The organism is Parabacteroides sp. AM08-6, from assembly GCF_003473295.1.
GTDB lineage: Bacteria > Bacteroidota > Bacteroidia > Bacteroidales > Tannerellaceae > Parabacteroides.
Genome location: NZ_QRMP01000003.1, coordinates 164,502 through 190,775, shown reverse-complemented (window position 1 = coordinate 190,775; position 26,274 = coordinate 164,502). Strand labels below are relative to the sequence as shown.

Here is a 26,274-nt window from a genome sequence, read left to right as displayed (position 1 = left end):
ATTTTCTATTCTTCGTCATCCTCGCTATCGAAGTCGAAATCGAAGTCAAAACCGTCATTTAACAGACCGGGGTCTGTAAATTGTTCCAGTTCCCGACGGTCCTTTTTTGTCGGACGGCCTAAACCGCGGGCACGGTCTACGAAGCCGGAAATACGATTCATTTCCAGTATTTCGTATTGTTCCGGTGGCGTTACGTTCTCCAGATAATCGGGAACGAGTTTAGCACCCATACGGCGTTCGGTCAAATCAAGCACCTTGAAAGAGAATGTAACAGGCGGTTTACGTACCTGGATAATATCTCCGACTTTGATCATGCGTGATGCTTTCACATTAACACCGTTTATCATCACCCTGTTTTTCTTGCAGGCTTCCGCTGCTATTGTTCGTGTTTTGAATATGCGGGTGGCCCACATCCATTTATCTATACGGACTTCGAGCATTTTTTTGTAGTTGGTAGTTAGTAGTTGGTAGTTAATAGTTGGTAGTTAATAGTTAATAGTAAAAGCTTATAATTAGGAACAAATTTAATTTCCAACCTAACAACAAACCCTCTTTTCTACTAACGACCAGCTACCAGCTACCAACTACTAACTACTTATTATTAAATATATTCATTGTATTTTGTACTCCTGCCAAACAGAAGCTTTTGATTATTTCTACGGCCCGTTTCATTTTTTCGGGCATTAAATCGAGTTCTTCCTGTGGAAACTTACCCAGAACATAATCGATTTGTCCGCCTCGGGGAAAATCACATCCGATACCGAAACGGAGGCGGCTATACTCTTGTGTACCCAGTATTTGTTGGATATTCTTCAGCCCATTGTGCCCCGCATCACTTCCTTTCGGTTTCAGCCGGAGCGTGCCGAAAGGTAAAGAAAGGTCATCTACTACAACTAATAGATTCTCTACCGGAATATTTTCTTTCTGCAACCAGTAACGGATGGCATTACCGCTCAGGTTCATGAATGTATTTGGTTTTAATATAACCAATTCGCAGTTCTTGACACGCATTCGGGCAATGGCCCCATAGCGTTCCTCAGTAAAAGGTACGCCACCCTCTTCTGCCAGTGCATTAACTACACGAAAACCGATGTTATGGCGGGTTCCCCAATATTCGGAACCTATATTACCAAGTCCTGTTATCAGATATTTCATTGTTCGTATTTTTGTCACGGGGTTGTCCCCTCGTCAGTTCTATATAACAAAGGGAAGAATACTCTGCCGAATATCCTCCCCTTACCTTATTATTTAGAATAATAAATTCTTATGCTTTTGCCTGAGCACCACGAGCGGCACGAGTCAACTGAACGGCACAAACAACAGCGTTCTTAGCGTTCATCAGCTCCAGACCTTCGAAGTGTAAAGAACCAACCTGCATTGTTTTACCTAATCCCAGGTGGTCTACATTTACATGCAATTGTTCAGGAATAGCAGTGTAAAGGGCTTTTACTTTCAGCTTTCTCATTTGCAAGCTCAACTTACCACCGGCTTTCACACCTTCAGCATGACCTTCCAGTATTACAGGAACTTCCATTACAACCGGTTTCTGGTCGGAAACTTCTAAGAAGTCCATGTGCATGATAGCGTCGGTTACAGCCTGAAACTGGATATCTTTTACGATAGCCATTGTCTTTTTACCACTGATAGTCAATTCTACAACAAAAATTTCCGGAGTATAAACCAAGTTACGAACACTGTCTTTGGTAACGCTGAAATGTATTACTTCTTCACCACCGTACAATACTGCAGGAATTTCGTTGTTCTTACGCATAGCTTTTAAAGCTCTTTTCTGGTCAGCAGAAGTTGCTGCGACTTCTCTTTTGCTGCCTTCTAATTGAAATGTCTTCATTTTCTTAATTTTTTGTGTTACTCAAAATTAGATGTTTATGCTTTCTAATTTCCCATCACACGTACGGGGGTTAAAAGCGGTGCAAAGGTAAATCTTTTATTTTTATTTGCAAAATAATATCCGAATGAAATAAAAATTCATTCGGATGGAAAAAGAATTGCATCCGAATGAAAATGATTGTGCATTCGGTTCAAATTCGAAAGCCTTTTTGACGGAGAATTTCTTCCGTACTGTCCCAAAGTTCTTTCTGCGCTACATGATGCCGGATACGTTTGGATACGTTTTTTTCTTTACAGTTGGCAAAGCAACAACCGTTCTTCTCTTTTACTTGGTCCGAAAGAGCCAAATAGATGGCTGTTGCCGCACCTTGCGAAGGAGTTTTGATAAATGGACGGAATAAGATGTCAGTCAACGGATCAAACCAAGCATGCATGGTTATCATATTTGTACTGACGATTCCTGGATCTGTTGCATTTACAATGATTCCTCTATCTTTAATCTGTACGGCTAACTCTTGGGTGAACAGGAGAAGAGCCAGTTTCGTATTTCCGTATACCGGGATACGGGAGAAATGTCCGCTTTTTCCTTTCTCGAAGAATTCGGGTTCTATTTTGCCGATAGCGTATGTGCAGGAAACTGTATTAACGATGCGAGCACCCGGCTCCATCAAAGGCAATATTTTGCGTGTAAGCAAATAGGGGGCAACATAATTGACACTGACGATGGTCTCCAGTCCATCCTCTGTTCGGCGGACTTTCGTAGTCAGGATACCTGCATTATTTATTAGCAGGCTGACGGGTTGCCCATCTTTTAACAGTTGTTCGGCAAATGCCGAAACGGATGACAGGGAAGCCAAGTCTATTTTACGAATTTCTATCCGGCTGTTTTTGCTTGTTATGCGGATATGATTACATATCGGTATTGCCTTTTCCGGGTTTTGACAAGCCATGATTATAGGAAAACCCTCTTTAGCAAGAGCTGTCGTGATGACTTGTCCCATTCCTCCGTCTGCTCCGGTTATGATGGCTAATCCTTTTTCCTTCATTTATATTCCAGTTTTTTTATTTCTTTAATAATGCTTTGAGGCAAATCTTTTATCTGTTTGTGACAAGCCATCTCCAATGAATACATGCGGGCAATGCAATAATTGCTATGTCCACAGTCACACCGGGTTTGCAGCCCCTCTTTCATGTGATTGACAAATGCCGGATCGTTTAGTAAGGCACGGGCCATACTGACGAATTCGAAACCGTCATTCAGCACTTCTTCAATCTTTTCCCTTGAAATCAGGCCTCCTACATAAACGAGCGGCATTTTCAACGCGGCTCTGAATTTGAGTGCATCTTCCAGAAAATAAGCTTCTTTGAATGGTTCGGACGGTATCATAAAACGTCCTGCCATTTTTACCCCGACAGGAAGCCAACCGGCAGGCATATAGTGGGTCATAGTATGGATAGGCATGGTTCCTCTCATCACGTACATCGGGGCACGGCTGACAAATCCTCCGCTCAGTATCAAAGCTTGTGCTCCGCATTCATTTTGAAGGGTATAGGCCACCTCAAGCGTTTCGTCCAATTCCATTCCTCCTTTAAAGCCGTCGCGCATATTCATTTTAACCAATACAGCCATGTCGGAACCTGCAGCTTTTATTACTTCATCCATACACATTTTCATAAAACGCATCCGGTTTTCCAAGCTGCCGCCATATTCATCTTTACGATGATTGGTGTAGGGGGAGAGGAACTGACTGATTAGATACCCATGTCCGGCATGTATTTCTACGGCGTCCATTCCGGCTTCCCGTGCCAGTTTTACCGCATCACCGAAAGCTTTGGATATCGCTATGATTTCGGAAGGTTTCATGCCGCGAACAAAAGTCGGGGAGTAAATATTGAAACCTGTTGATGCAGAAATGGGTGTACATCCACAAATATTTTTATGCGACATATTCCCACAGTGTCCAAGTTGAATAGATGCTGCAGCACCTTCGTTATGGATGGCATCCGTGATTTTTCTGAGTCCGGGAATAATCTCAGGTCGCATCCAGAGCTGGCGGTCAAAAGAAAGTCCGCTTTGTGTTACGGCTGCATAGGCCAATGTCGTCATACCGATACCGCCGGCAGCTACGGATTTATGATAATTGTATAGCATATCCGAAGGAGAATTTCCCGGGCACATGCTTTCGAATGCCGCCGCCCGTATTGTACGATTTCTAAGGGTAAGCGGCCCAATCTTTGCCGGTGTAAATAGTACAGATTCTTTATTCATTATCACTTTTTATTTTTATGTATCAATATATAAAGGGAATGACTCGTTTGCGATTACCGATTTCATTGCCGAACATTACTTTGTATTTGTGGTAAATCGTATTTGCTCTCGGAATCAAATTTGCTATTGTCCACCATGCAAAAACAGCTCCGCTTGCACTCCAAGTTAAGATAGCAAAACCGCACCACTCGATGATTTCTCCAAAATAATTAGCAGATGTTACATAATTAAACATTCCCCCTTTAGGCAGATAATGTCCGTTGTCTCCAGGTTTACGCAAATGACGGACGATATAATCCGATTGCAGATTGACTCCCATTCCTGTAAAAAAGAGAATAGTACCGATGATGAATTGCGGACTACGCAACCATTCTGTTGTGTACATATCCGCAGGGGCTAAATGGAACAACCATTCTCCTTGCATATAACCGTTCAGCAGATTGAAGGTTATACCCATAAGCATAATACCGGCCGGCATCTTACTATTCCCTTTTAACAGGAGAGGAAAAATAAAAGAACGCTGAAAATAATGCAGTTCAAAGAAGAGAAAAAAGAGTAGGGGGACTGTTTCAAATTGACGTGCCGAACTGTTCCACAACAGAAACATGACGATAAAAACAGGAGCCTCCATACAGACCCATGCTATCCGGTTTGGAATGGGAAATCCCCATTTACGGTCGAATAACATTCCATAACCCGCTTCCACAAAATAAAGTGCAATGAAAACAATAGCTGCAATGGCAGACATTGTAATTAGGAATAAGGTGAAATATTCGTGTGTCATTATTCTTTATTATTTCTCTTCGTTATGTATTGAAAATCAGCAATTCTTGTTTGTTTATATTGTTTTTTCAATATTCCAAACAAAAGCACGTAAACCTTGTGCTTCTGTTTGCTTATCTATTTGATGAAGCAACTCAAGGAAATGATCTACTTTTTCATCCTCGACCATTGTGAGAATGGAAGAGTTGAGAGTAGGCCAAGCATGACTGCCATAATGAGGTTCACCTGTCCTTGAACCACGTCCTTGTGTTTCTTCCCAATATGTGAAACCGCGAATATTATTACGATCCATGATACTTAATATTATTTCGTAATATGCTTGATTAAACGATATAAAGATAGCTTTCATTTTTGATATTTTTATTATACATTAGAATTATTACGAGCTAATTTCTTTCTTCTGCGTCGTACACCGTTTCCGGCAAATACACTGTATACGACAGGAACGATAATCAAGGTAATCAGAGTTGAAACAGAGAGTCCCCATGCCACGGTCATACCCATAGAACGCCACATTTCGGAACCTTCACCTGTGCCGACAGCCATCGGTATCATACCTAATACAGTTGTTAATGTTGTCATTAATACCGGACGGAGACGCGATTTTCCAGCTGTGACAACTGCCGTTAGGATACCCATGCCACGTTCGCGGCAAAGAATGGTATAGTCAATCAGTACGATACCGTTTTTCACAACAATACCCATCAACATAATCAGACCAATCAGTGCCATAACTCCCAGTGGTGTCCGCGTTACAGATAATCCTAAGATAATACCGGTAAAGGCAAACGGGATGGAAAACATAATCACAAACGGGTCGGTTAGTGATTCAAACTGAGCTGCCATCACGATAAATACCAGTATGATAATCAATATCATTAAAATAGTCAAATCCGTAAATGTATCCATTTGGTCTTCATAAGTACCTCCTAACTGCCAGCTGATATCAGAGGGAATATCCATATTTTTCAGCTCATTACGGGCAGCAGTTACGATGTCACTCATTGCTGCGCCTTTTCCGACAACAGCTGAAACGGTGATGATACGTTCGCGGTCTTTTCTCTCGATGGTAGGAGGGGTCATACGTTCGACGACGTTACCCAAATCGCGAATACGGATACCTTGGCCGTTGGCATTATAAATCATAATGTTTTCAATATCTTCAACGGATTGACGAAATTCAGGGGCATAACGTACTTTTATATCATATTCGTCTCCGTCTTCCCGATATTTGGATGCGGTTGAACCATTTATACGATTACGCAGTGACATAGCTGCAGTAGTAATATTCAAGCCGTTGAGTGCCAGTTTCTCACGGTCGAAATCGACCTGATATTCCGGAATATAGTCTTCGCGGCTGATATTTACTTGCGAACATCCTTTTACTTTCAGCATACGTTGGGCCAACTCTGTGGCAACAGCGTCTGTACGGGCAAAATCGAAACCATAAATTTCTACGGAAACGGCATTTTGTCCTCCCATACCTTCTTCTTGTCCGCCTTCGATAACTTTATATCTTTTAATTTCAGTAAACTGCTTCAAGTCTTTACGCATTTCCTCGCATATCTCGACTAATCCACGTTCGCGGTCGCCAACACTACTTAGATTGATGTAATAATCAATGATATGTGTACCGTTATTACTCAATTGAGCCCATGTATTATCGGAGTCAGCTTGTCCTTCTGTGAAGTTACATGTTTTGATTTCCGGATATTTATTTCGGAAGAGTTCATCGACCTGTAAAGCCAGTTTACGGGTAATATCCTGACGCGTACCCACCGGAAGTTCGATGTGGACACTGATTTGCGCATTATCTTGTGTCGGGAAAAACTCTGTCTTTATCGTTGGAACGAGCAGTAAGCTACCGCAAAATATAAGCATTGCTCCGAATATGACCGTTTTCCGGTGCCGGACAGCCCAGTAAAGGAAACGGGAATAATAATAATCCAGTTTATCCAATGCTTTTTCAATCGGGGTAAAAAATAATGTATAAAGACGTCCTTTTTGGGGATTTAGGCGGAGCAACTGTGAACTGAGCATTGGTGTTAACGTCAAAGCCCCGACCGTAGATACAATCATAATAATACTAACAATCCATCCCAACTGTTTGAATAGAATACCGGCCATTCCGGTTACCATTGTCAATGGTAGGAATACCGCCAGCATGGTCAGGGTTGAAGCGACAACTGAAATAGCCACTTCATTTGTCGCATGTACGGCTGCCTGTTTCGGAGCACTACCTTTTTCTATATGGGTTGTAATGTTTTCCAAAACAACGATTGCATCATCCACAACCATACCAATCGCGATGGATAGTGAACTCAAAGAGATAATATTCAACGTATTTCCTGATGCCAACAGGTATGCAAAAGAGGCAATCAATGAAATCGGAATTGTCAGGATAATGATAAATGTCGCTCTCCATCGTCCAAGGAAAATGAATACGACCAACATAACGATGATGAACGTGATAAAAATAGTTTCTTTCAAACTGTCAATTGTATTCAGGATGTTTGTAGAGGTATCCATAATAACACCTAATTTAACATCAGAGGGAAGACTTTCTTGTATTTCCGGTAACCTCTGATGCACCTTTTTGGCAATATTTACGGAGTTGGCACCAGATTGTTTCTGAATAACAATCATACCTCCTTTTTTACCATTGTTATATGTCTCCTGTGCACGTTCTTCAATACTATCTTCGATTCTGGCGACATCACGCAAATAGATAGTTTTCCCCTCTTTATGCCCGATAACAAGGTTGTCCATCTGGTGGGCATCAGTAAATTCTCCTTGTACACGTAATGAATAAGCATTCGAACCGATGTCGACACTACCGCCTGGTGTATTCCTGTTTTCTTGGGCGATGATAGAAGAAATACCTTCTACTGTAACACCATAAGCTTCCAGTTTGTAAGGGTCACAATACACTTGTATTTCACGGGTTGGTGTACCGGAAATCGATACGGCTCCAACGCCGCTGATACGTGCCAACGGGTTCGATACTTTATCATCCAATATCTTGTAAAGTGCATTTGTACTTTCCTCGGCTGTTACCGATAATATTATAATGGGGATATCGTTAGTCCCGAATTTGAATATAATCGGATTGTCCACATCGTCCGGCAACATCGGTTCGGCTACGTCAAGTTTATCGCGGACATCATTTGTTGCAACATCAATATCTGTTCCATAATCAAATTGAAGAGTGATGATGGATATATTCTCACGGGATTGCGATGTAATATGTTTCAAATCGCTCACACTGTTGAGTACATTTTCCAAAGGTTTGGATACGTTCATTTCAATGTCTGCAGCACTGGCACCCGGATAGGAGGTCATTACCATGATGGTGTTTGTCTCGATTTCCGGCAACAGGTCTACTGACAGCCTGGTTAAGGAAAAAAGACCGAAAATAACAATAGCTACGAAGATAAGAGCTGTTGTTACCGGTTTTTTTACCGCGGTTGCATATATACTCATATTAAATTATTTCTTATTGTTCGATTTCAACTTCCATTCCGTTGTTTAATCGGCTTTGACCCGAAACTACAATTTGGTCGCCGTTTTCCACACCCGAAATGATTTCATATCTATTCCCCATACGACGTCCAAGTTCAACTTTTTGATAAGAGACTTTGCCATCTTTATATACGTATATATAGCGATCGCCGGCGCCGGATTGTTTTACGATGGCCAAGTCGGGAACAACTACGTGATTTTGTGTCCCGAAAGTCATAATTACTCGTGCAAACATACCGGGACGAACCCGTTCATCGGTATTTGAAATCTTTATTTCAACAGGAAATGTTCGCGTTTCCGGATCAATGCTAGGATAAATCAGGCTTACTTTTCCTTTGAATACCTCGTCTCCATAAACATCTAATTTGATGTCCACGTCATTTCCTTTTTTTACTTTGGTGAAGAAGCTTTCCGATACATTGACAAGCAGTTTTACCGGTCGGATTTCTTCTACGACAAAGATGGGGTCTGCTCCGCTATACATATCGCCGCTATCGTAGTTACGTGCCGTGATTATACCGGTTATAGGACTCAGCAGTTTTGTATTTTCCTGTAAGTTTTTATATGTCGTACGGCTTATTTCCAATTGGGTTTTTTGTGCATCCCAAGCTGATTTGGAAGCACCTCCCACTTTATAAAGCTCATCGATACGTTTAAACTCCAATTCTTGATTGTCCAGTTGTATTTTCGTCTGTTTCAAGTTTGTTTCATCCATTTTGACGAGTACTTGTCCGGCCTTTACATGGTCGCCGACTTCAGCAAATAGTTTTTCAATGCGAAAAGGAGTTTGCGGTGCTATTTTATTGCTTACATTCGCTTTTACGGTGGCTGTGAATTCACTGATTTGATCTACGTCCTGAGACGAAATGGTTTCAACTTTCACTTTCACTTTTTCAGGGGCAGTTTGATTCTCTTCTGCCTTCTTTTCTCCCGAACAGGACATCAGCAGGGCCAATGTAATAAGCGGTAAAATATTCAGTATCTTACTTGTCTTCATATTGTAAACGGTTTTTATTTCTTTTATTATCATTATTATTAAAAGTTTTGTTGTCCCAGTACTTTTTCCAAGTCTGATTTTGCAACGATATAATCATAGATGGATTGATTGAAGTTTAATCTGGCCTGAGTAAGAGCTAGTTCCGAATCGTTCAGCTCGAGCAATGTTCCGGCACCGGTATCATAACGTTTCTGTGCAATCAAATAGCCACGTTCTGCCTGTTCCACCCCTTTTTGTGAGGCACTGAATCGTTTTATACAGGTATTCATATTATCCATGTACTGTTTTATTGCCAGTTGCAGGTTACGTTCGGTGTCTTCCCGTTGTAAATTAAGTTGTTCGATGGAGTTTCTGGTTTGTTTGATTTTATAGAATTTGTTTCCACCCGTAAATATGGGAATTGATAAAGTTACCCCTATCATGGAATAAGGGTTCCACAGATAGTTTCTGAACTTAAAGTCATTATTCATGGCTGTCCATTGATATAAACCGGTGAGAGAAAGAGTAGGCAGATAATCGTATTTTTGCATTATCAACGTCTTTTCCAATTGTTTATTTTGAATATCTATCTGTTTCAGGTCTGTATTGTTATCCAGCGATGTGTTGGTGGACAGATAATCCTCGAAAAGTTCGGATTCAAAATCAGTCAATTGTCCTTCGCAATCAATATCCATTTCGAGCTCCATTCCTAATAATGCTTTCAATTGCCATTTAGCCAATGTCAACGCATTTTCAGCTTGCAGCATATTCGGTTCACTGTTCTTTACTGTTACGTTAGCGCGTATAAGGTCGTATTCAGCAACTGTTCCCTGTTCGTATTTCTTTTTTATATCTATGTAATTCTCCATAGCATTATCGTAACTCTCTTTAAATACGCGGTAAGAATCATTTGCTAACAATACCCCATAATAGCTTTTCTTTACTTGGTTGACCATCCCTATTTTTGAAGAACGAGCTTGTTCTATTGCCATTTCTACATCAATAGCCGAAATGCTTAAACTTTTCCATAGGGATGCGTTGACAAGTGGCATGGAAGCATTGAACCCCAAATTCCAATTGTTATCACGACCCACTTCTATACCCTGGCTCAAATCAGGAGCATCCGTACCTTCCGGCAGTTCCGAGCTACCCATTTCAAAGCCATCCATGTACATTACCTGTTTTTTCAGCGTACGGTTATAATCGGCTGCAAAATTTATTTGCGGAAATAAAGAAGCGTATGAACCTTTTTGTGCATATTTTTTCTTTTGGATTTCCTTGTCGGCAACTTTTACAGTCGGATTTTCACTTAACGCAATCTCTAATGCTTTGTCCAAATCTAATCTCAATGTCTCTTGAGCTTTGATGGATGTAAACATCAAAGTGGATAGTAGTAGAAATACTATCCGCATCATCTTTGCACTAATTAATTGTTTCATCTAAAGTGAATTTGATTTTTGGATTAAAATATCAGTAATTTTATTGTATTTGTGTATGTCTGAGTTGGTGTCGTTCCAGTATGGAGATTCCTTTTTCCGTAGAGATGCCTCTTAAGAAAGTTAAAAGAATCGTATTGAATACTTCTGTAATAGAATAATTCGAGAATGTTTTAGGCGGATGAATCATTTTTACTTGCTCTTTAGCTAAAAGCGCAACAATTCCGAAGTTGATATTGGGAAGGAATACTCCTTCTTTGACACCAAGATTAAGGAGCTTTATGCATTTTTTAAAAAACAAATTCTTTTTTTCTTCTGTTTTTTGCAGTGCTTTGGGATATCGTTTCAAATCTTCGTAAAATTTTCGATTGAACCAACGAGGGTGTTTCATGAATTCCTCATAAAATAATAAAATGATATCCAGTGAATTGAAAGCTCCTTTTTCAAGTTGTTCCAAATAGAGCCTCATTTTATTATAGTTCAATTCGAAACCTTCAAGCAGCAATGTCTCTTTGTCTTCAAAAAATTCATAAATCGTTCGTTTGGAGATACCCATATTATGAGCGATATCATCCATGCTGACACTCTTTATTCCGTATTGTGCGAATAGGTCGAATGCTGTTAGCATTATTTCTTCTTTTATCATATTTGATTTTTCTGTTTTTTTTAGTGACATATACTGAATGGGGCAAAGGTCTGCTTAATTTAGAAAACCGAAAAGGTTTATTTAGTTACGAAATTAGTCGGAAACGAAAACATCTTGCTCCCTGTTTTTGCTAATTTATGCTTTATCTTTTTTATGAATTGGTAAAAAAATGAAACTTTTGCTTGTTTATTCGAAACAATGTTTATCTTTGCAAGAAACGATATGTAAAAACATTTGTATGGAAAAGCTTCCTATAATAGAGTTAGCGGAATTGAATAAGAGTATAACTACTCGTGATAGTTTTCAAGATATTTTCTCGATTGTTGATTTCGATGGCAGTTCTGAAATAGGTGAATCAGATGCACCGGAACATTATGTTCCTATGCGTTTGGATGTTCTTTTAATGGTATTGGCTTTGGAGGGAACGACAGAGCTCAGGCTGGATTATATACCTTATACGATTGGTCCGAATTGCTTTGTGACGATTATGCCGACTCATACGCTTCAATTGAGTCGGATAAGTAAGGATTTTAAAGGTCGGTTGATAATTGCATCCCGGGAATTCCTGGATGGCTGTAACCCGGGAAACAATCGGACGCATTCTGTCGCCAATTATATGGAAATCCGGAAAAATCCTTGTACGGAACTGGAACCGGAAGAGACAGCTAAATTAGAATCTTGTATCCGGGTAATCAGGGAGAAGATGAAGGAACGGACTCATTTCTTTCAAAAAGAGGTCGTACAAAATGCATTTATCGGCTTCTTGCTGGAAGTAGCCAATATTTTTATGAGTAAAAAAGACCGCCTTGTCAAGCCGACTCTTTCCCGGAAAGAAGAATTGTTTGAGCAATTCCTGCAACTTCTTTTCGAGCATTGCAAGGAACAGCATGTTGTAACATTCTATGCGGAGAAGTTATTCATCACTCCTCAGTATTTATCGTTGATATTAAAAGAATTGACCGGAAAGTCTGCTAATAAGTGGATAGATGATGCTTTGATAGTGGAAGCTAAAATTCTTTTGAAAGCACCTCAAGCTACAGTACAACAAGTTGCTGATATCTTACATTTCTCAGACCAGTCGACTTTTGGAAAGTTCTTTAAGAAACATATGGGCATTTCACCGATGGAGTACCGCAAATCTTGATAAACGGTACTCCTCTGTTTTTTATTTTTTGTTGAATTTATACCAATTGATAAGTTCGGATACACCATAGATAATGCAGGCAATGCCAAATATTACAAATGTATTGGCCGCAGCACCGAATGGATAAACTAAAATCATAATTCCTGTCAGCAGAATCAAGACCGGTATGACATAGAACCCGTAGGGCACAATTGCCCATTTGCGCGCAGAAACCAGCGAAACGATTTGCTGTATTCCGGCAATTACAAGTAATGCTCCTAATATATACATCAGAATGCTAACAAAAAATTGTGGCATAATCACCAGCCACGCGCCAAACAACATACTGCCCGCTCCATCTATCGGAAACATCGGATTGGGTTCACCTTCTACTTTTTCACGAGTGAAATAATTTAACAGAGAAAAGACTCCCGGTAATATGAAACATACACCTATGGTTATAACCAAATAAGTCACAGCCGCTTCAGGCCATAAAACCAAAACAAGTCCCAGTGCTAATGCGAATGCACAACGCAAGATTGAACTATTCAAATTTTTCATATTCATATATATTTTGCAATATCCCTATTTTATATATAACAACGAAGGTACACTATTTTCTTTTCAAATAGCGAATTATAACGTATCTTTTCAAGTTTCATTCCCATATTTTGTTTTCTAATCTGAGTGCCACTGCGGTGGCACAGTAGTGCCATCTGCATGGCACTGGAATTTCTTTTGGTAATGCCGAAATGTTCTATGACTTCAGAGATAAGAAAACTTGGACTGAGAAAAAAATAGCGGAATGAATCATGGAGCAAAGTTGTAGAGCTTCGGAGAAATCTTAAATGTAGAGAATGATGTGATAAATTACGGGAATAACTATATTTGTCAGCTAATTTCATAAAAACAGGATATGTGTGTAATCTTAAAAAGTAAAAATATGAAAAAACGGGTGTATTTATTGTTGATATTTTTGAGTTGCTCAGTTATTTTGTTCGGGCAGGATAGGAAAGCAAAATATGATGTGGCGGCATTTGTTTATCCGGCATATGCTTCAGATGATCCGCGTTTACGTCCATTTTGGCCGATGGGGATAGGAGAGTGGGAAACTGTTATGACGATGCAAAAAAGAAATCCGGGACATTATTGGAATCGTAAACCTTTATGGGGATATATAAATGAGGCGGACCCCGCTGTGATGTCGATGGAGATAGAGCAAGCAACGAAGCATGGCGTGAATGTCTTTATTTTCGATTGGTATTGGTTTGATGGCCGGCCTTTTATGGAGACAACACTGAATAATGGCTTCTTAAAAGCAGATAATGTAGACAAAATGCAATTTTATTTGATGTGGGCAAACCATGATGTATTAAATGTTTGGGATACTCGATTAGCTGATGTGAAAGAGGATAATGTTATTTGGACAGGAAAAGTTGCTCGTCAGGAGTTTGAAAAGATTTGTAAACGGAATATCGAGAAATATTTTAAGCATCCTCAATATTATAAGATAGATGGGAAACCTGTATTTATGATTTATGATATACCGCAACTGATTGCTGGTTTAGGTGGTGTAGAAGAAACGGCTGAAGCATTGAAGTGGTTTAAAGAAGAAACAAGAAAAGCCGGTTTCCCGGGACTTGAACTGCAAATAACGATGTGGGCTATTAATATGAATTATAGCGGATTTGATGCGGGGAAAACAACTAATCCGGAGAACGCATTTGTGAAAAAGCTAGGCTTTACCAGTGCTACGCATTATCAATTTGCCCATTTTACCAATGTAAATGAAGATTATAATGTAATTATGGATGCTGTTGAAAAAGAATGGGCACGAATCGATTCTTCTTATGATTTTACTTATTATCCTCATATCAGTGTAGGTTGGGATAATAGTCCCCGGACAGGCAAAAGTGCTGTGGTAAGAAACAATACACCGGAAAATTTTGAAAAAGCGCTTCGTAAAGCTAAAACTTTTGTTGACAAACATCCGGAACAGAAACCATTGATAACAATAAATAGTTGGAATGAATGGACAGAAACCAGTTACCTGATGCCTTGTGATGTTTATGGATATGGTTATTTGAATGCAATCAAACACGTATTTGTTGATGAGAAATAGAAGGCTATTTTTTTCTTTTCCACCGCAATGGAGCGGTAAGCGGGGTTCGAACCCGTGACCTTCGGCTTGGGAAGCCGACGCTCTACCAACTGAGCTACTACCGCGTAAGCGGTACAAAAGTATATAAATCTTTTCTTTTTTAGTAACTTTGGCGCAAAAAATTAAAAGAAAATGTAAGATGGAGAAATTAACTCTGATAAAAGTTGGCGGTAAAATTGTCGAAGAAGAAGATACTCTGCGTATTCTGTTGCGTGATTTTTCGCAGATTGAAGGTTATAAGGTGTTGGTGCATGGGGGAGGACGTTCGGCAACAAAACTGGCAGCACAATTGGGTATTGAAAGCAAGATGGTAAACGGACGCAGGATAACAGACGCTGAAACCCTGAAAGTTGTAACAATGGTCTACGGAGGCCTTGTTAATAAAAACATAGTGGCTGGTTTGCAGGTTTTGGGGGTAAATGCTCTTGGGCTAACAGGTGCGGATATGAATTTGATGCGTTCGGATAAACGTCCTGTGGCAGAAGTCGATTATGGGTTTGTGGGAGATGTTAAGGAGGTAAATGCTGATTTGCTGGCTTCGCTGATTCATCAGGGAATAGTACCGGTGTTAGCTCCGTTGACACATGACAGGCAGGGCAATATGTTGAACACGAATGCTGATACAATTGCCGGTGAAGCTGCAAAAGCTTTGGCTAAACATTTTGAGGTGACTTTAATGTTTTGTTTTGAAAAGAAAGGGGTTCTGAGAGATGAGAACGATGATGAAAGTGTCATTCCGGAAATAAATCGGGCTATTTTTAAGCGCTATGTAGAAGATGGGGTGATACAGGGGGGGATGATACCTAAGTTGGAAAATTCTTTTCAGGCAATAGATGCCGGAGTTAAACAGGTAATCATTACACAAGCATCGGAAATTCATTGTGGTAAAGGTACCCGCGTGTTTTAAAATGTAACCAATATGATTGTAAAAGTTGTAGTATGCAACATATTTTGATTAGATAGTGATAATAAGTAATATTTTTCATTATATTTGCTGCGTAAATATTTGAAATTCGGTTTTAGAAAACGATATTGGGATAAAGTACAGGTTATTGTAACTAATTTGCGAAGAAATAATTTTAAATGTATCACCTGTGCAAAATGAAGGGAGAGCTTGTGAGAGTTCTCCCTTTTCTGTTTACCTTTGTCCGTCTAATGAAAAAATAATGGAGAATAGAAAGGTTATAGTCAATATACAAAATGTAGAAACCCGTTTGCCGGAACTGCGTTTTGCGACTCCTCTTAATTGGGTAATAGAAGAAGGGCAACAATGGGCTGTGATTGGTCCGAACGGTGCCGGAAAAACATTGATTGCGGATGTTATGCAACGTAAGTTCGCTTTTAAGGAAGGTGAGGTCTCTTTCGGCTGTGAGGGAAAAGTGAGTGATTTGGTTAAAAGCATAGCATTTAAGGATATTTATTCGTTGGCAGACTGCCGTAATTCATATTATCAGCAACGATGGCATTCGACGGAAACAGATGATGTGCCGACCGTAGAAGAGATATTAAAGGAGGATGCCGGTCAAGAGGAGCTTCACCAGGTGTTAGCTCTTTTTGGTATAGAGGAGTTATTACCGAAACGATTAATTTTCTTATCAAGCGGAGAACTTCGCAAGTTTTTAATTGTTAGGACTTTACTTAAACATCCGCGTATTTTGATATTAGATAATCCGTTTATCGGTTTAGATGCACCGTCACGTGGCGTTTTAATAGATATGCTACAGCAAATGACAAAATTGAAAGGTGTCCAGGTGGTATTATTGTTATCTAATCCGGATGATATTCCGAAAATGGTTACTCATGTATTACCTGTAAAAGAACGCAGATGCTTGGAAGTTAAGACTCCTGAGGAATTTTTGCGGGATAAAGAGCTGATTTCATCATTGTTCCCTTCTGAAAATGAGACAGGGGAACCGGGATTTAAAGATATTCAGCTTCCTGTTGACGGGGAAAAAGCGCATTCGGAACATAAGGTAACTTTCCGGATGGAACATGTTTCAATAAAATATGGTTCGCGTACGATTTTGAAAGATTTGGACTGGGAGGTGCGGAATGGTGAAAAATGGGCTTTGTTCGGACCCAATGGGGCGGGAAAATCTACACTGCTTAGTTTGGTTTATGCAGATAATCCCCAATCTTATGCTAATACATTGTATCTGTTTGATAAAAAACGCGGTTCCGGTGAAAGTATATGGGACATAAAGAAACGTATCGGTTACGTGTCTCCGGAAATGCATTTATACTATATGGAGAATGTTCCGACTCTCAATATTGTAGGTTCCGGCTTCTTCGACTCCATTGGATTATATCGTAAATGTTCGCCGGAGCAGCAAGCTGTAGCTTTAGCTTGGATGGACATTTTCGGTATAGCCGATTTAAAAGAACGGTCATTTTTGTCGCTTTCGTCGGGAGAGCAACGCTTGGCGCTTTTGGCTCGTGCATTTGTAAAAGATCCGGATTTGATTATTTTGGATGAACCTTTACATGGATTGGATGTGAGCAATAAAAAAAAGGCTGCCGGTATCATCGAGAAATTTTGTTCCCGTCCGGGTAAAACATTAATATATGTAACACATTACCCACATGAACTTCCTGCTTGCGTGGACAAATGCTTTGAGTTAATAAAACATACCTAACCGATTGTTCCAACGGCAAGGAACAAAAAAATCATGCTGATGAAACAAAAGTTTCCAAAGGTTGGAACAAAAGTTTCATCAGCATGAAATAGGTGGAACTAAACTATGTTTTCTTCTACCTTCTGTAATATTTTATTTAGAAGAGAATAGCTTATTCTTATTCAGTCGTATCACTTTTCCATATTTGGACAGCGCATTCAAGTCTACACGTTTAGGGTCACCCACAATCCCGATTGCAACAGGACGGCCTTTCACGTTTTGCTGATAGAATTTTAGCACATCCTCGAACGAGAGTGAATGAATTAACGGCAACTGTGTTACAGCCGGATCCTGTGTAAAGCCTAAGCGTTTCCATGCTTCATATACCTGACTTTTAGAACGGAAGCCGGGTTTGGAAGTCTGAATGCCTTCACGCAAATAATCTTGGATATTTGCAATTCTATCCGGATATTGAGGCATATCAGTCAGCAAATTCATGAATAACTCGATAGCTTGAACAGTCTTATCCGCCTGGGTTCCTATATAACCGTAAAAATAAGCGTTTTTATCTTTCAAAGGAGGCGTGACTTCTGCAGCATCTGCCGTATAAGCCATGGAACGATATTCACGTACTTCCTGCATGACCAAACCGCCGAAACCATTTCCGAAATATTTCGTGAAAGCATCGTAATAGACATCGTCTTCCGGTTTATAAGGATTTCCTTCTACATAAAACATAATCTTGCTTTGAACTGCGTCATTATCCGATACAAAATAAATTGTATTTTCATTATAAGATACTCTCTCTTGTACTATCGGAGAATTAGTCGCTTTCTCCTGAGCCTTCAAAGGAAGATTTTTGCTTAATATGTCGTATACATTATCAAAAGGCATGGAGCCTACATAATGAATTTCCGCTTCATAATCCGTAGCACGGTTAAATTCTCCGGTCAGGTTACTGATATTTAAAGCGATGATATCATCTATGGACATTCGATTAATATACTCGGATTGGTTTTGATATAATAAGTAATCCTGTAAAGCATCTTCTAACGAACTGGAATTTTTATCCTCGATAGCCCGCATCTGATAAGCCGAGCCTATCATATTGTTCAGCTGTTTTTCGTCCAATTGAGGCATCAGAATCTGACGAGTCAACAGATTACAGGAGGCTTCCAGATTTTCTTCATAACCAGACATTGTAATATACAAATAATTATCATCTACATGAAAATTACAAACAGCACCCAAAGCACTCATTTCCCGTTTTAAGGCTTGCGGTTCATAAGCACCCATAATACCTGCGTTATTCATTAGATTGACTGCGTATTGAAGTTTAGGCATTTCGTGGGTACCCACACCGTATTTTAATGTAAGCGTAAAGATTGAATTTTCTTTGTTCTGCGTGTAGAACAAACGGGAACGTTCATTGACTGATTTAATTTGTACATCGTTAAAATCCGCATATACAGGCGGTAGTTTGCGAACCGGGAGTTTACGGAAATTCTGCGCATATTGCGAAACGGCATCACGCGGAGGATTTATCGGTTCAAACTTCGGTTTTGCCAGTTTCTCTGCTTTAGGAGCTTTACCGGGCTGGAAATTTAAGGCAATATAATCCTTTCCGAAATATTTGTTGGCAACCTCTTTAATTTGGTCGATAGTGATTGCATTCAACAGCTCTTTGTAATTAAGAACGTTATTAATGTCTTGATTGCTAATGAATGCAGATAGAATTTGTTGTGCTTTCGAGTACGAAGATTCAAAGGATAGGTCAAAATCACGCATCAAAGTTGCTTTCACGGATTGCAATTGTTCGTCGTCTATTTCTCCATTTTGCATCTTTTCTATTTCCTTCAACAACATTTTTTCTAATGTTTTCATTGAGTCGAACCGACGTTGGTTAACATCGTAATAGGGTACGCCATATATCAGAATACGCCCTTGTTCCCGGAAGTTTATCAATTCGGCTCCTGCTTCCAATACATCTCCGGAAAGGGATAATTTATCCAATAATCCGGTACGATTGCGGTTTGATAACAGATTTACGCAAACTTCCAGGGCCAGTTCATTGGCATCTCCTATAGCTACTCCTTTATATGCGAGTTCCAATGTAGGAAAGTCGGAAATTTTAGCTGTATATTCCGTACGTCCTTTTATGTCAACTTCCGGATATTCTTTCCGCTCCGGACTTTTCTTCGCTTCCAAACGGCCGAAACGGTCGTTCACTAATCCTACAACATCCTTCATTTTTACATTCCCTACCAGAATAAGCACCATATTTTCAGGTACATACCAGTCGTTATAGAATTTTACCAGACCTCCTAGGCGCGGATTTTTCAGGTGTTCCTGCAGTCCGAGTACGGCACGTGAGTAAGGGTGTCCGGGGAAGATATGTTTCAACATAAAATCGGATTGCAAAGACCCTCTCATATCTTGGCTTCGATTGAACTCTTCATAAACTGTTTCCAGTTCCGGTTGGAAAGCGCGGAAAACAGGATTGATGAAACGTTCGGAATTCAAGTCCAACCATTTGTATAATTGTGAGGGAGGGAATGAACTAAAATACATTGTTTGATCGTAACCGGTCATGGCATTGAGCATTTTCCCACCCATATTATCTGTTAATTTCGCAAATTCATTCAGAGCCGTATATTGGGAAGACTCAATAGTCAACTTGTTTATTTCAAGTGAAATCGCCTCTTTCTTTGCAGGGTCTGTTTCATTGGCCATTTCATCGTATTTGGCAATAATTTGCTCATAAAGCGGTTTCTCTTTTTCCCAATCCATGGAACCGATAGTTTGTGTTCCTTTAAACATCATGTGTTCCAGATAGTGAGCCAGACCGGTCAAGTCTTCCGGGTCGTTTACAGCTCCAACTTTTACTCCGACCATACCAAATATATCAGGTTTGGTACTGTCTTCCCAGACATACACTGTAAGCCCGTTTTTCAACTTGAAGCCTTTAAGACCTTGTGCGGACAATGTGTGTGTGACACATAGCAGTATCAGCATACAAAATAAACCTACTACCTTTTTCATATATTCATCGTTTAATTTGAAATTGCAAAAATACAAAAAGGGAGATCAAATATAGATTGAATCTCCCTTTTGTTTTATATCAAATGGATATTATTTGATTTCTCCCAGAGATATGTTCAGTTTTTTACTCCTTACCTGAGCAGACTTGAGGGTATTCCCAATCTGAATATCTTCCATGAACAGATGAGGTAATCCTGCATTTCCCCCTTCAATAATAACAGCGGCGAAATAATCGAAATGGATAATTCCATTCTTACATGTTCCGACAATATCTTCTTTCAAAAGAAAGTTTCCTGTATTCGGATCAACGGCGGCATATTGATAATTGCCATAATCAGCTTCTTTGACAACCTGACCTGCCGGAATAGTAGCGGTTCCTGCTTCTTTATCGATAATAATTGTCATTGTGCCTAATGCGACATCAACTCCCGCACATGATTGCAGACCGTTCAAATAGAGTATCGTTTCATCATCTGTATCCGGACTGAGAGTGACGGTTACAGTTACATCACCTTCTGTATTATATTCATAGGCAGACAGCGTTTTCTTCCCTAGATATTCAGCTAATGGGTGAGATGCTGTCGTAAATGATTTAATATCGGAGTAAACGATACTGTTTGAAGAGATAACGTAAGCCCGAACTTGATAGGTTATTCCCGGATCAAATGTGCTTGTCAGTTCAAATTCGGAAACTAATGTGTCATTTGGCAAGACAATGCCGTTATCAGCTGTCGGTTCGCTTTCTGTACTGATAACAACGCCTGCTTCAATTGCTTTCGGTTCACCGAATGCGGAAACCGAAACGTTGAATGTGGCGTCATATTTGTTAACAGTTACATTATTCAATGCTACTGTCGCCTTTGCCACCTCCGGGACTCTGGTATCATCCAAAGTTCCATAATCAGTACAGCTTGTACACAAAACTGCGGCAAAGAATAAATAGGATATTATTTTTTTCATAACTCAATTACTTTTAAATATTATTTCACCTTACTTTCTGTAGGAGCCGGATTTTGGTCTGCAGCCGAAATAGCATCGCTATTATCAAGTTCTCTCAATGGAATTTGATATAAGAAATACCAACTTCCGGCATCTATTGTATAACGGGCACTACTTAAATGGTTTGAACCGGCATAGTTACGGTCGATACCTTTTTTCAAACGAAGATGATCAAATAAGGAGAAACCTTCACCCCACAACTCCAAACGACGCTGTTGATATACTTCATCAACTGTTACAGAAGCTTTATTCCAAGAAGGATCTCTTTCAGTCATCAATTCTTTCAACACACGGGCTGCGCCGCCACCGTCACCTTTATGGGCCAAAGCTTCAGCTTCTGTCAAAATCATTTCCGATGCACGCATATATACATAATCGGCTTCCCAGTTAGGTACTTTTTTGAATTTTATATTTGTGTATTCAGGAAATTTTGCTTCTTGTTCTGTGTATTTCACTCCCGTACTTGAGTGTTTAAACAGCTTCTTTCTGACATCTGTCGGTGACATCGAGTCATACAATTTCGCATCCATTTTCTGGTAATTTCCTACTTCTCCACCATAACCAGCCTCGTACGAACACATAAATGAAAAGAAAGAAGCAAACGCCGTAGTTGTTTCTGCTGTAATATCTGCTCCCCATAACCATTCGGATGCATTGATATTATTAAAGGCATTATCAGCCAAAAGTTGCTCCGGTGTGTAAACGGAATATCCTTCCCGGGCTAAACGCGCGTAGGTGATTGCTTCATCCCAATTATTCATGACTAAACAAACACGTGTGTACAATCCTGCCGCAACTTGTTCATCTATCATGGTTTTATTAGGACGATTCCAACCTTCTAATAAAGTCATTCCTGTTTTAAAATCTTTACAGATTTGTGCATAAACTTTTTCTAACGGGGCACGTCCGGCAACAGCATCTTCACTTTCCGCAGGAGTCAATACAATAGGAACTCCCGGTGCTTGTTCGTTTCCTACATAAGTTTGTTGAAACATTTGAGCCAGATAAAAATGACCTAAGCCTCTCAATGTATAGGCTGCTCCCAAATAAGCCCGGAGTGTTTCATTTTCGGTATCGGCCGAGATTTTAACAATGATATCATTTGCTTGATTGATAACTGTATAAAAGAAATTCCAGTAAAAGAATGAACGCACATATCCTTCTCCCCAGTACTCCAATGTATAATCGAATGTGAAGAAACCATTGCCACGAGTTTCAAAAGCGAGATCATCATTCATGACATCACCTAAATGGTAAATAGACATTAAACCAAAGTCATTATGATTTGGATTGGTAGCAGTAGCAGTTCCTTGTGTATCGTATTGATGTAAATAATTGTTCAATCCTAGTACAAGAGGTTCCACAACTTTAATTAATGCATCCGGATTGGATTTTTCGATGGCATCAATTTCGTCTTTAGTTGCGACACCCGCATTTTCTATATCGAAAAATTCATCACCACAGCTTGTTAGTGTTAAACACGCGAAAGCTGAAAGTAAAAATTTCTTTGTTATATTCATAATTCTACGTTTTTAATACGATTTGTTAAAATTCTAAATTTATACCGAAAGAAACGGTTCTCATTGCAGAATAGTTATAACCGGTATCGCCGGTAAAGCTCTGGCGAGGGTCGAATCCCTTCCGAGCAGAAGCTAAGAACATGTTATCCCCAACAACGTACAAACGTAATTTTTCAATTTTAGCTTTACTCATCCAACGCTTCGGGAACGTATAGCCTAAAGTGATATTACGTAAGCTTAAATAAGAAGCTTTCGTTAAACTATAATCGCCGGATACCGATTGGTCCAAAGATCCGTCTTGTAAACGGGGTACATTCGTATAACGGTTTTCCGGAGTCCAACGATTGTAAATGTCCTTATGCCAGTTAGTTCCTGCTGTTCCTGAATGCATCAGTCCGCTGTACTGAGAATCATATACCCAACCTCCAATCTGATAAGCAAAGCTCAGGTTTAAATCAAAACCTTTGAAATCCACGAAGGTGCTGAAACCGCCATAAACTGCGGGAATCGGAGATTTGTCTAATTCATAACGGGTTGCATTGGAAGTACCATTCACTGTTTTTTGCCCGACAACATTACCATTCTCATCTTTTATATCTGCATAATATAGGGCATCACCATTATCCGGATCAACACCTGCGAATTTATATTCATAATAATTATAAATGGATTTTCCGATTTTGCGATAGTAATTTCCTACAGCCCAACCGTCTTGCGGTCTATCGGGAGGTAATTCCAATAGTTTATTGGTATAATGAGTCAAGTTAATTGCAAAGTTCCATTTCAGGTCGTTTGTATTAATAATATCGTATCCAAGTTCGAGTTCAATACCTTGATTACGCATACGCATTGTATTTTCCCAGATAGAACTTGGCAAACCCATCGATGGAGGAAGAGGCTTGGCATACAATAAATCTTTAGTCGTTTTATTGAAATATTCGATATTACCACTTAATTTGTCCCAAAAACGGAATTCCACTCCCGCATTGAAATTATTACTTTTTTCCCATGTTATATTGGGATTTCCACGGAAAATATAATTGATACCGATTGCACCGCCATTGCTTACTACTTGATATTGGTCCAAGTAGGGTTGATTGTTACCAATTCCATCATTACCCTGTGTACCGAAGCTGGCTTTAATTTTTAAATCGTTTATCCAGTCTGTGGATGAGAGGAAGTCTTCTTGTTTTATACGCCATGAGGCACCGGCCGACCAGAAATTACCCCAGCGGTGGTCTGGATGAAACTTGGAGGAAGCATCTCTACGATAGCTTGCAGACAAATAATATTTTTCATCATAATTATATTTAACTTGTCCGAAGTATCCTTCTAATGAATATTCTGCGGCACCGGAGGTTGCATCGCTCAGTTTTGCACCATTCGAAAGTTCCGGATTGTCTGGAACCAAGAAATTTTCTTTTCGTGCCGTTAAGCTTTCTACACGGTCGTTTTTCGTTTCATGTCCTAATAAAACATCAAAATCATGCATTCCGAATTTGCGGCTCCAGTTTAATAACTGATTTGCGTTCAGCACATAATAGCGTTCGGTAGACACCGTGCTGCGTCCGTTTACGTTGGCGGCATCACCTCCGATTGGCGTTTGAAACTCAACCTGGCGTGTATTAAAGTTATCGATGCTGGCATTGACTGTTAATTTGAAATCCTTTAAAAAGCGGAATTCAGCATAGGCTTTTGCTTTAATGACATCAGCTGTGGTTTTGTAAATATTATTCAGCTGTTGATCGATAGGATGGTTGTTCGCACCGAACGGATGTTTTCCCATTTCGGTTCCATAATCATATAATACATTCCCATTGCTTCCATACATACGGTTTCCTTCCGCATCATACATATAAACCGGATAAATTGGTGCAATCACCTGTCCGAAAAAGAAAAGACTGGATGTATTATTTCCTCCAACATTCGGAGAGTCTGATTCTGCATTTGTAAAAGCTAAATTGAAACCAGCTTTAAACCAATCGTTTACTTCCTGATCCACTTTTACACGAGCATTAACACGTGAAAAATCGGAATTTACAGTATAAGCATTATCATATAAATAGGCAGCGGAAGCATAAAAGGTCGTTTTTTCCGTACCTCCACTTAATGAAATTATATTTTCCTGGCGCATACCCGGACGCAGAGCTTCATCCATCCAATTGTCATGATACAGAAGTTTTGCATTGGGGTTCAAACGACCGGTAGCAGGATCTACCAATTGATTGTTGGGTACGTTATAGTTGTTATATCCACCTAATGCTTGAACCAATTCATTTGTTGCATACTGGCCTGCGCCCAGATATGAATTTTTACCTTCGTAATAATTTTGGTTTCTCAAGCTTTCCCAAAATAATTCATAATATTCCTTCGGGCTGTCCAAAACATCATATTTAGCAACTCCACGGGTATTTACACCTGTACGATTTTCAAATACAACTTTTGTTTTACCGCTTTTACCCCGTTTGGTGGTAATCAAAACAACTCCGTTTGCTCCACGCGCACCATATAAAGAGTTTGCAGCGGCATCTTTCAAAACGGTCATTGATTCAATGTCACTGGGAGCAATTTGATTCAGGCTTCCTTCATAGGGTACACCGTCCAAGACGATTAAAGCTTTTTTCCCGGCAGAAATGGAACCGATACCTCGTACATAAATATCCGCGCTTGATCCGGGTTGTCCGGAACTTTGTGAAATTTGTACACCGGCAACACTTCCTTCCAAAGATTTAGAAACATTAGAAGTTTGCATTTTTGCAATTTTTTCTCCGGATACTGTAGCAGCGGAACCTGTAAAAGAAGATTTTTTTGCTGTACCGTATGCAACAACCATGACTTCGTCAAGCATCTGGCTATCAGCTTCTAAGATGATTTCAACCTTCGATTTTACCGGCAGCTCTTGTTGTTTCATTCCTACAAAAGAAACTACCAGAGTTTTTGCAGAACTTGGTATTTCTTTGTATATGTTGAAAATCATAAAGTTTGCGTTTTATCGGTAGAAAATAAAATCAGCATCTCAGATGTCAAAACAAAGAGACTTGTCTGTAGCAAAATGAAATAATTTAAAACAACAAGATGACAATATGTACTTTATAAATCTTAAAATAAGCAACATCTGTTTTTTTATGTATTTTCATTCTTAATCATTATAATTGAATAGTTCATTCTCAAATAGCCATATCAATAATATTAAAACATACAATAAGATGGAGAAATGTGAGTGCATGATTACAAGCTTGATTATTGGAAAATTGCAAACGACCTAATTGTTAAAAATATTCTCCAATGATTAACATCATCTCTCTAAAAACTATTTTGATTATTTCCGGGATAT

At 39.5% G+C, this 26,274-nt stretch carries 20 protein-coding genes and 1 tRNA gene; 4 read left to right on the top strand and 17 right to left on the bottom strand.

The window, feature by feature from the left end; genetic code table 11:
* Nucleotides 1–5: 5 nt before the first annotated feature.
* From DW103_RS04320 to DW103_RS04270, 11 genes are all read right to left on the bottom strand, one after another.
* A complete protein-coding gene (locus DW103_RS04320) occupies nt 6–440 on the bottom strand; it encodes an RNA-binding S4 domain-containing protein (RefSeq protein ID WP_122274430.1) in 435 nt (144 codons plus the stop codon).
* 151 nt (nt 441–591) lie between these two features.
* On the bottom strand, nt 592–1,155 hold the full coding sequence (pth, locus tag DW103_RS04315; RefSeq protein ID WP_122274516.1) for an aminoacyl-tRNA hydrolase: 564 nt from the start codon (nt 1,153–1,155) through the stop codon (nt 592–594).
* Nucleotides 1,156–1,264: 109 nt separating this feature from the next.
* Nucleotides 1,265–1,849 carry a 50S ribosomal protein L25/general stress protein Ctc gene (locus DW103_RS04310; protein WP_122274429.1) on the bottom strand — a complete coding sequence of 195 codons (585 nt, stop codon included), beginning with the start codon at nt 1,847–1,849 and terminating at the stop codon, nt 1,265–1,267.
* A gap of 190 nt (nt 1,850–2,039) precedes the next feature.
* Nucleotides 2,040–2,894, bottom strand: a complete 855-nt coding sequence (locus DW103_RS04305) for an SDR family oxidoreductase (RefSeq protein WP_122274428.1) — start codon at nt 2,892–2,894, stop codon at nt 2,040–2,042.
* Nucleotides 2,891–4,117 (bottom strand): NADH:flavin oxidoreductase, encoded by a 1,227-nt coding sequence (locus tag DW103_RS04300; RefSeq protein ID WP_122274427.1) that lies wholly within the window; start codon nt 4,115–4,117, stop codon nt 2,891–2,893. Before DW103_RS04300 ends, DW103_RS04305 begins: the two co-directional genes overlap by 4 nt.
* 22 nt (nt 4,118–4,139) lie before the next feature.
* Nucleotides 4,140–4,901 carry a DUF1295 domain-containing protein gene (locus tag DW103_RS04295; RefSeq protein WP_370453453.1) on the bottom strand — a complete coding sequence of 254 codons (762 nt, stop codon included), beginning with the start codon at nt 4,899–4,901 and terminating at the stop codon, nt 4,140–4,142.
* Between the two features lie 54 nt (nt 4,902–4,955).
* Nucleotides 4,956–5,249 carry a PG0541 family transporter-associated protein gene (locus DW103_RS04290; protein WP_122274426.1) on the bottom strand — a complete coding sequence of 98 codons (294 nt, stop codon included), beginning with the start codon at nt 5,247–5,249 and terminating at the stop codon, nt 4,956–4,958.
* A gap of 14 nt (nt 5,250–5,263) precedes the next feature.
* Nucleotides 5,264–8,383: an efflux RND transporter permease subunit gene (locus DW103_RS04285; protein ID WP_122274425.1), complete on the bottom strand. Its 3,120-nt coding sequence runs from the start codon at nt 8,381–8,383 to the stop codon at nt 5,264–5,266.
* A 13-nt stretch (nt 8,384–8,396) separates the two neighbouring features.
* A complete protein-coding gene (locus tag DW103_RS04280; protein WP_122274514.1) occupies nt 8,397–9,419 on the bottom strand; it encodes an efflux RND transporter periplasmic adaptor subunit in 1,023 nt (340 codons plus the stop codon).
* Between the two features lie 38 nt (nt 9,420–9,457).
* A complete protein-coding gene (locus DW103_RS04275; protein ID WP_370453457.1) occupies nt 9,458–10,813 on the bottom strand; it encodes a TolC family protein in 1,356 nt (451 codons plus the stop codon).
* A 64-nt stretch (nt 10,814–10,877) separates the two neighbouring features.
* Nucleotides 10,878–11,480 (bottom strand): TetR/AcrR family transcriptional regulator, encoded by a 603-nt coding sequence (locus tag DW103_RS04270; RefSeq protein WP_122274513.1) that lies wholly within the window; start codon nt 11,478–11,480, stop codon nt 10,878–10,880.
* A gap of 238 nt (nt 11,481–11,718) precedes the next feature.
* Between DW103_RS04270 and DW103_RS04265 the strand changes: the two genes are divergently transcribed.
* On the top strand, nt 11,719–12,624 hold the full coding sequence (locus DW103_RS04265) for an AraC family transcriptional regulator (RefSeq protein WP_122274512.1): 906 nt from the start codon (nt 11,719–11,721) through the stop codon (nt 12,622–12,624).
* 21 nt (nt 12,625–12,645) lie between these two features.
* Here the strand turns inward: DW103_RS04265 and DW103_RS04260 are convergent, their stop codons facing one another.
* Nucleotides 12,646–13,164 (bottom strand): HdeD family acid-resistance protein, encoded by a 519-nt coding sequence (locus tag DW103_RS04260; protein WP_122274511.1) that lies wholly within the window; start codon nt 13,162–13,164, stop codon nt 12,646–12,648.
* A 382-nt stretch (nt 13,165–13,546) separates the two neighbouring features.
* Here DW103_RS04260 and DW103_RS04255 point away from each other — a divergent pair, with 382 nt between their 5' ends.
* Nucleotides 13,547–14,725: a glycoside hydrolase family 99-like domain-containing protein gene (locus DW103_RS04255; RefSeq protein WP_122274510.1), complete on the top strand. Its 1,179-nt coding sequence runs from the start codon at nt 13,547–13,549 to the stop codon at nt 14,723–14,725.
* A gap of 28 nt (nt 14,726–14,753) precedes the next feature.
* Here the strand turns inward: DW103_RS04255 and DW103_RS04250 are convergent.
* Nucleotides 14,754–14,829: transfer RNA gene (locus tag DW103_RS04250), tRNA-Gly, on the bottom strand.
* 74 nt (nt 14,830–14,903) lie between these two features.
* Between DW103_RS04250 and argB the strand changes: the two genes are divergently transcribed.
* Nucleotides 14,904–15,671: an acetylglutamate kinase gene (gene argB / locus DW103_RS04245; RefSeq protein WP_122274423.1), complete on the top strand. Its 768-nt coding sequence runs from the start codon at nt 14,904–14,906 to the stop codon at nt 15,669–15,671.
* A 259-nt stretch (nt 15,672–15,930) separates the two neighbouring features.
* On the top strand, nt 15,931–17,400 hold the full coding sequence (locus tag DW103_RS04240) for an ATP-binding cassette domain-containing protein (RefSeq protein WP_122274422.1): 1,470 nt from the start codon (nt 15,931–15,933) through the stop codon (nt 17,398–17,400).
* 132 nt (nt 17,401–17,532) lie between these two features.
* Here the strand turns inward: DW103_RS04240 and DW103_RS04235 are convergent, their stop codons facing one another.
* The 4 genes from DW103_RS04235 to DW103_RS04220 all read right to left on the bottom strand — a co-directional run bounded on the left by DW103_RS04235 (nt 17,533) and on the right by DW103_RS04220 (nt 25,917).
* Nucleotides 17,533–20,421, bottom strand: coding sequence for a pitrilysin family protein (locus DW103_RS04235; RefSeq protein ID WP_122274421.1), 2,889 nt, complete (start codon nt 20,419–20,421; stop codon nt 17,533–17,535).
* 90 nt (nt 20,422–20,511) lie between these two features.
* Nucleotides 20,512–21,381, bottom strand: a complete 870-nt coding sequence (locus DW103_RS04230) for a hypothetical protein (protein WP_122274420.1) — start codon at nt 21,379–21,381, stop codon at nt 20,512–20,514.
* A 20-nt stretch (nt 21,382–21,401) separates the two neighbouring features.
* On the bottom strand, nt 21,402–22,940 hold the full coding sequence (locus DW103_RS04225; protein ID WP_122274419.1) for a RagB/SusD family nutrient uptake outer membrane protein: 1,539 nt from the start codon (nt 22,938–22,940) through the stop codon (nt 21,402–21,404).
* Between the two features lie 25 nt (nt 22,941–22,965).
* Entirely contained in the window at nt 22,966–25,917 is a 2,952-nt protein-coding gene (locus DW103_RS04220; RefSeq protein WP_122274418.1) for a TonB-dependent receptor, read from the bottom strand.
* Between the last annotated feature and the right edge of the window lie 357 nt (nt 25,918–26,274).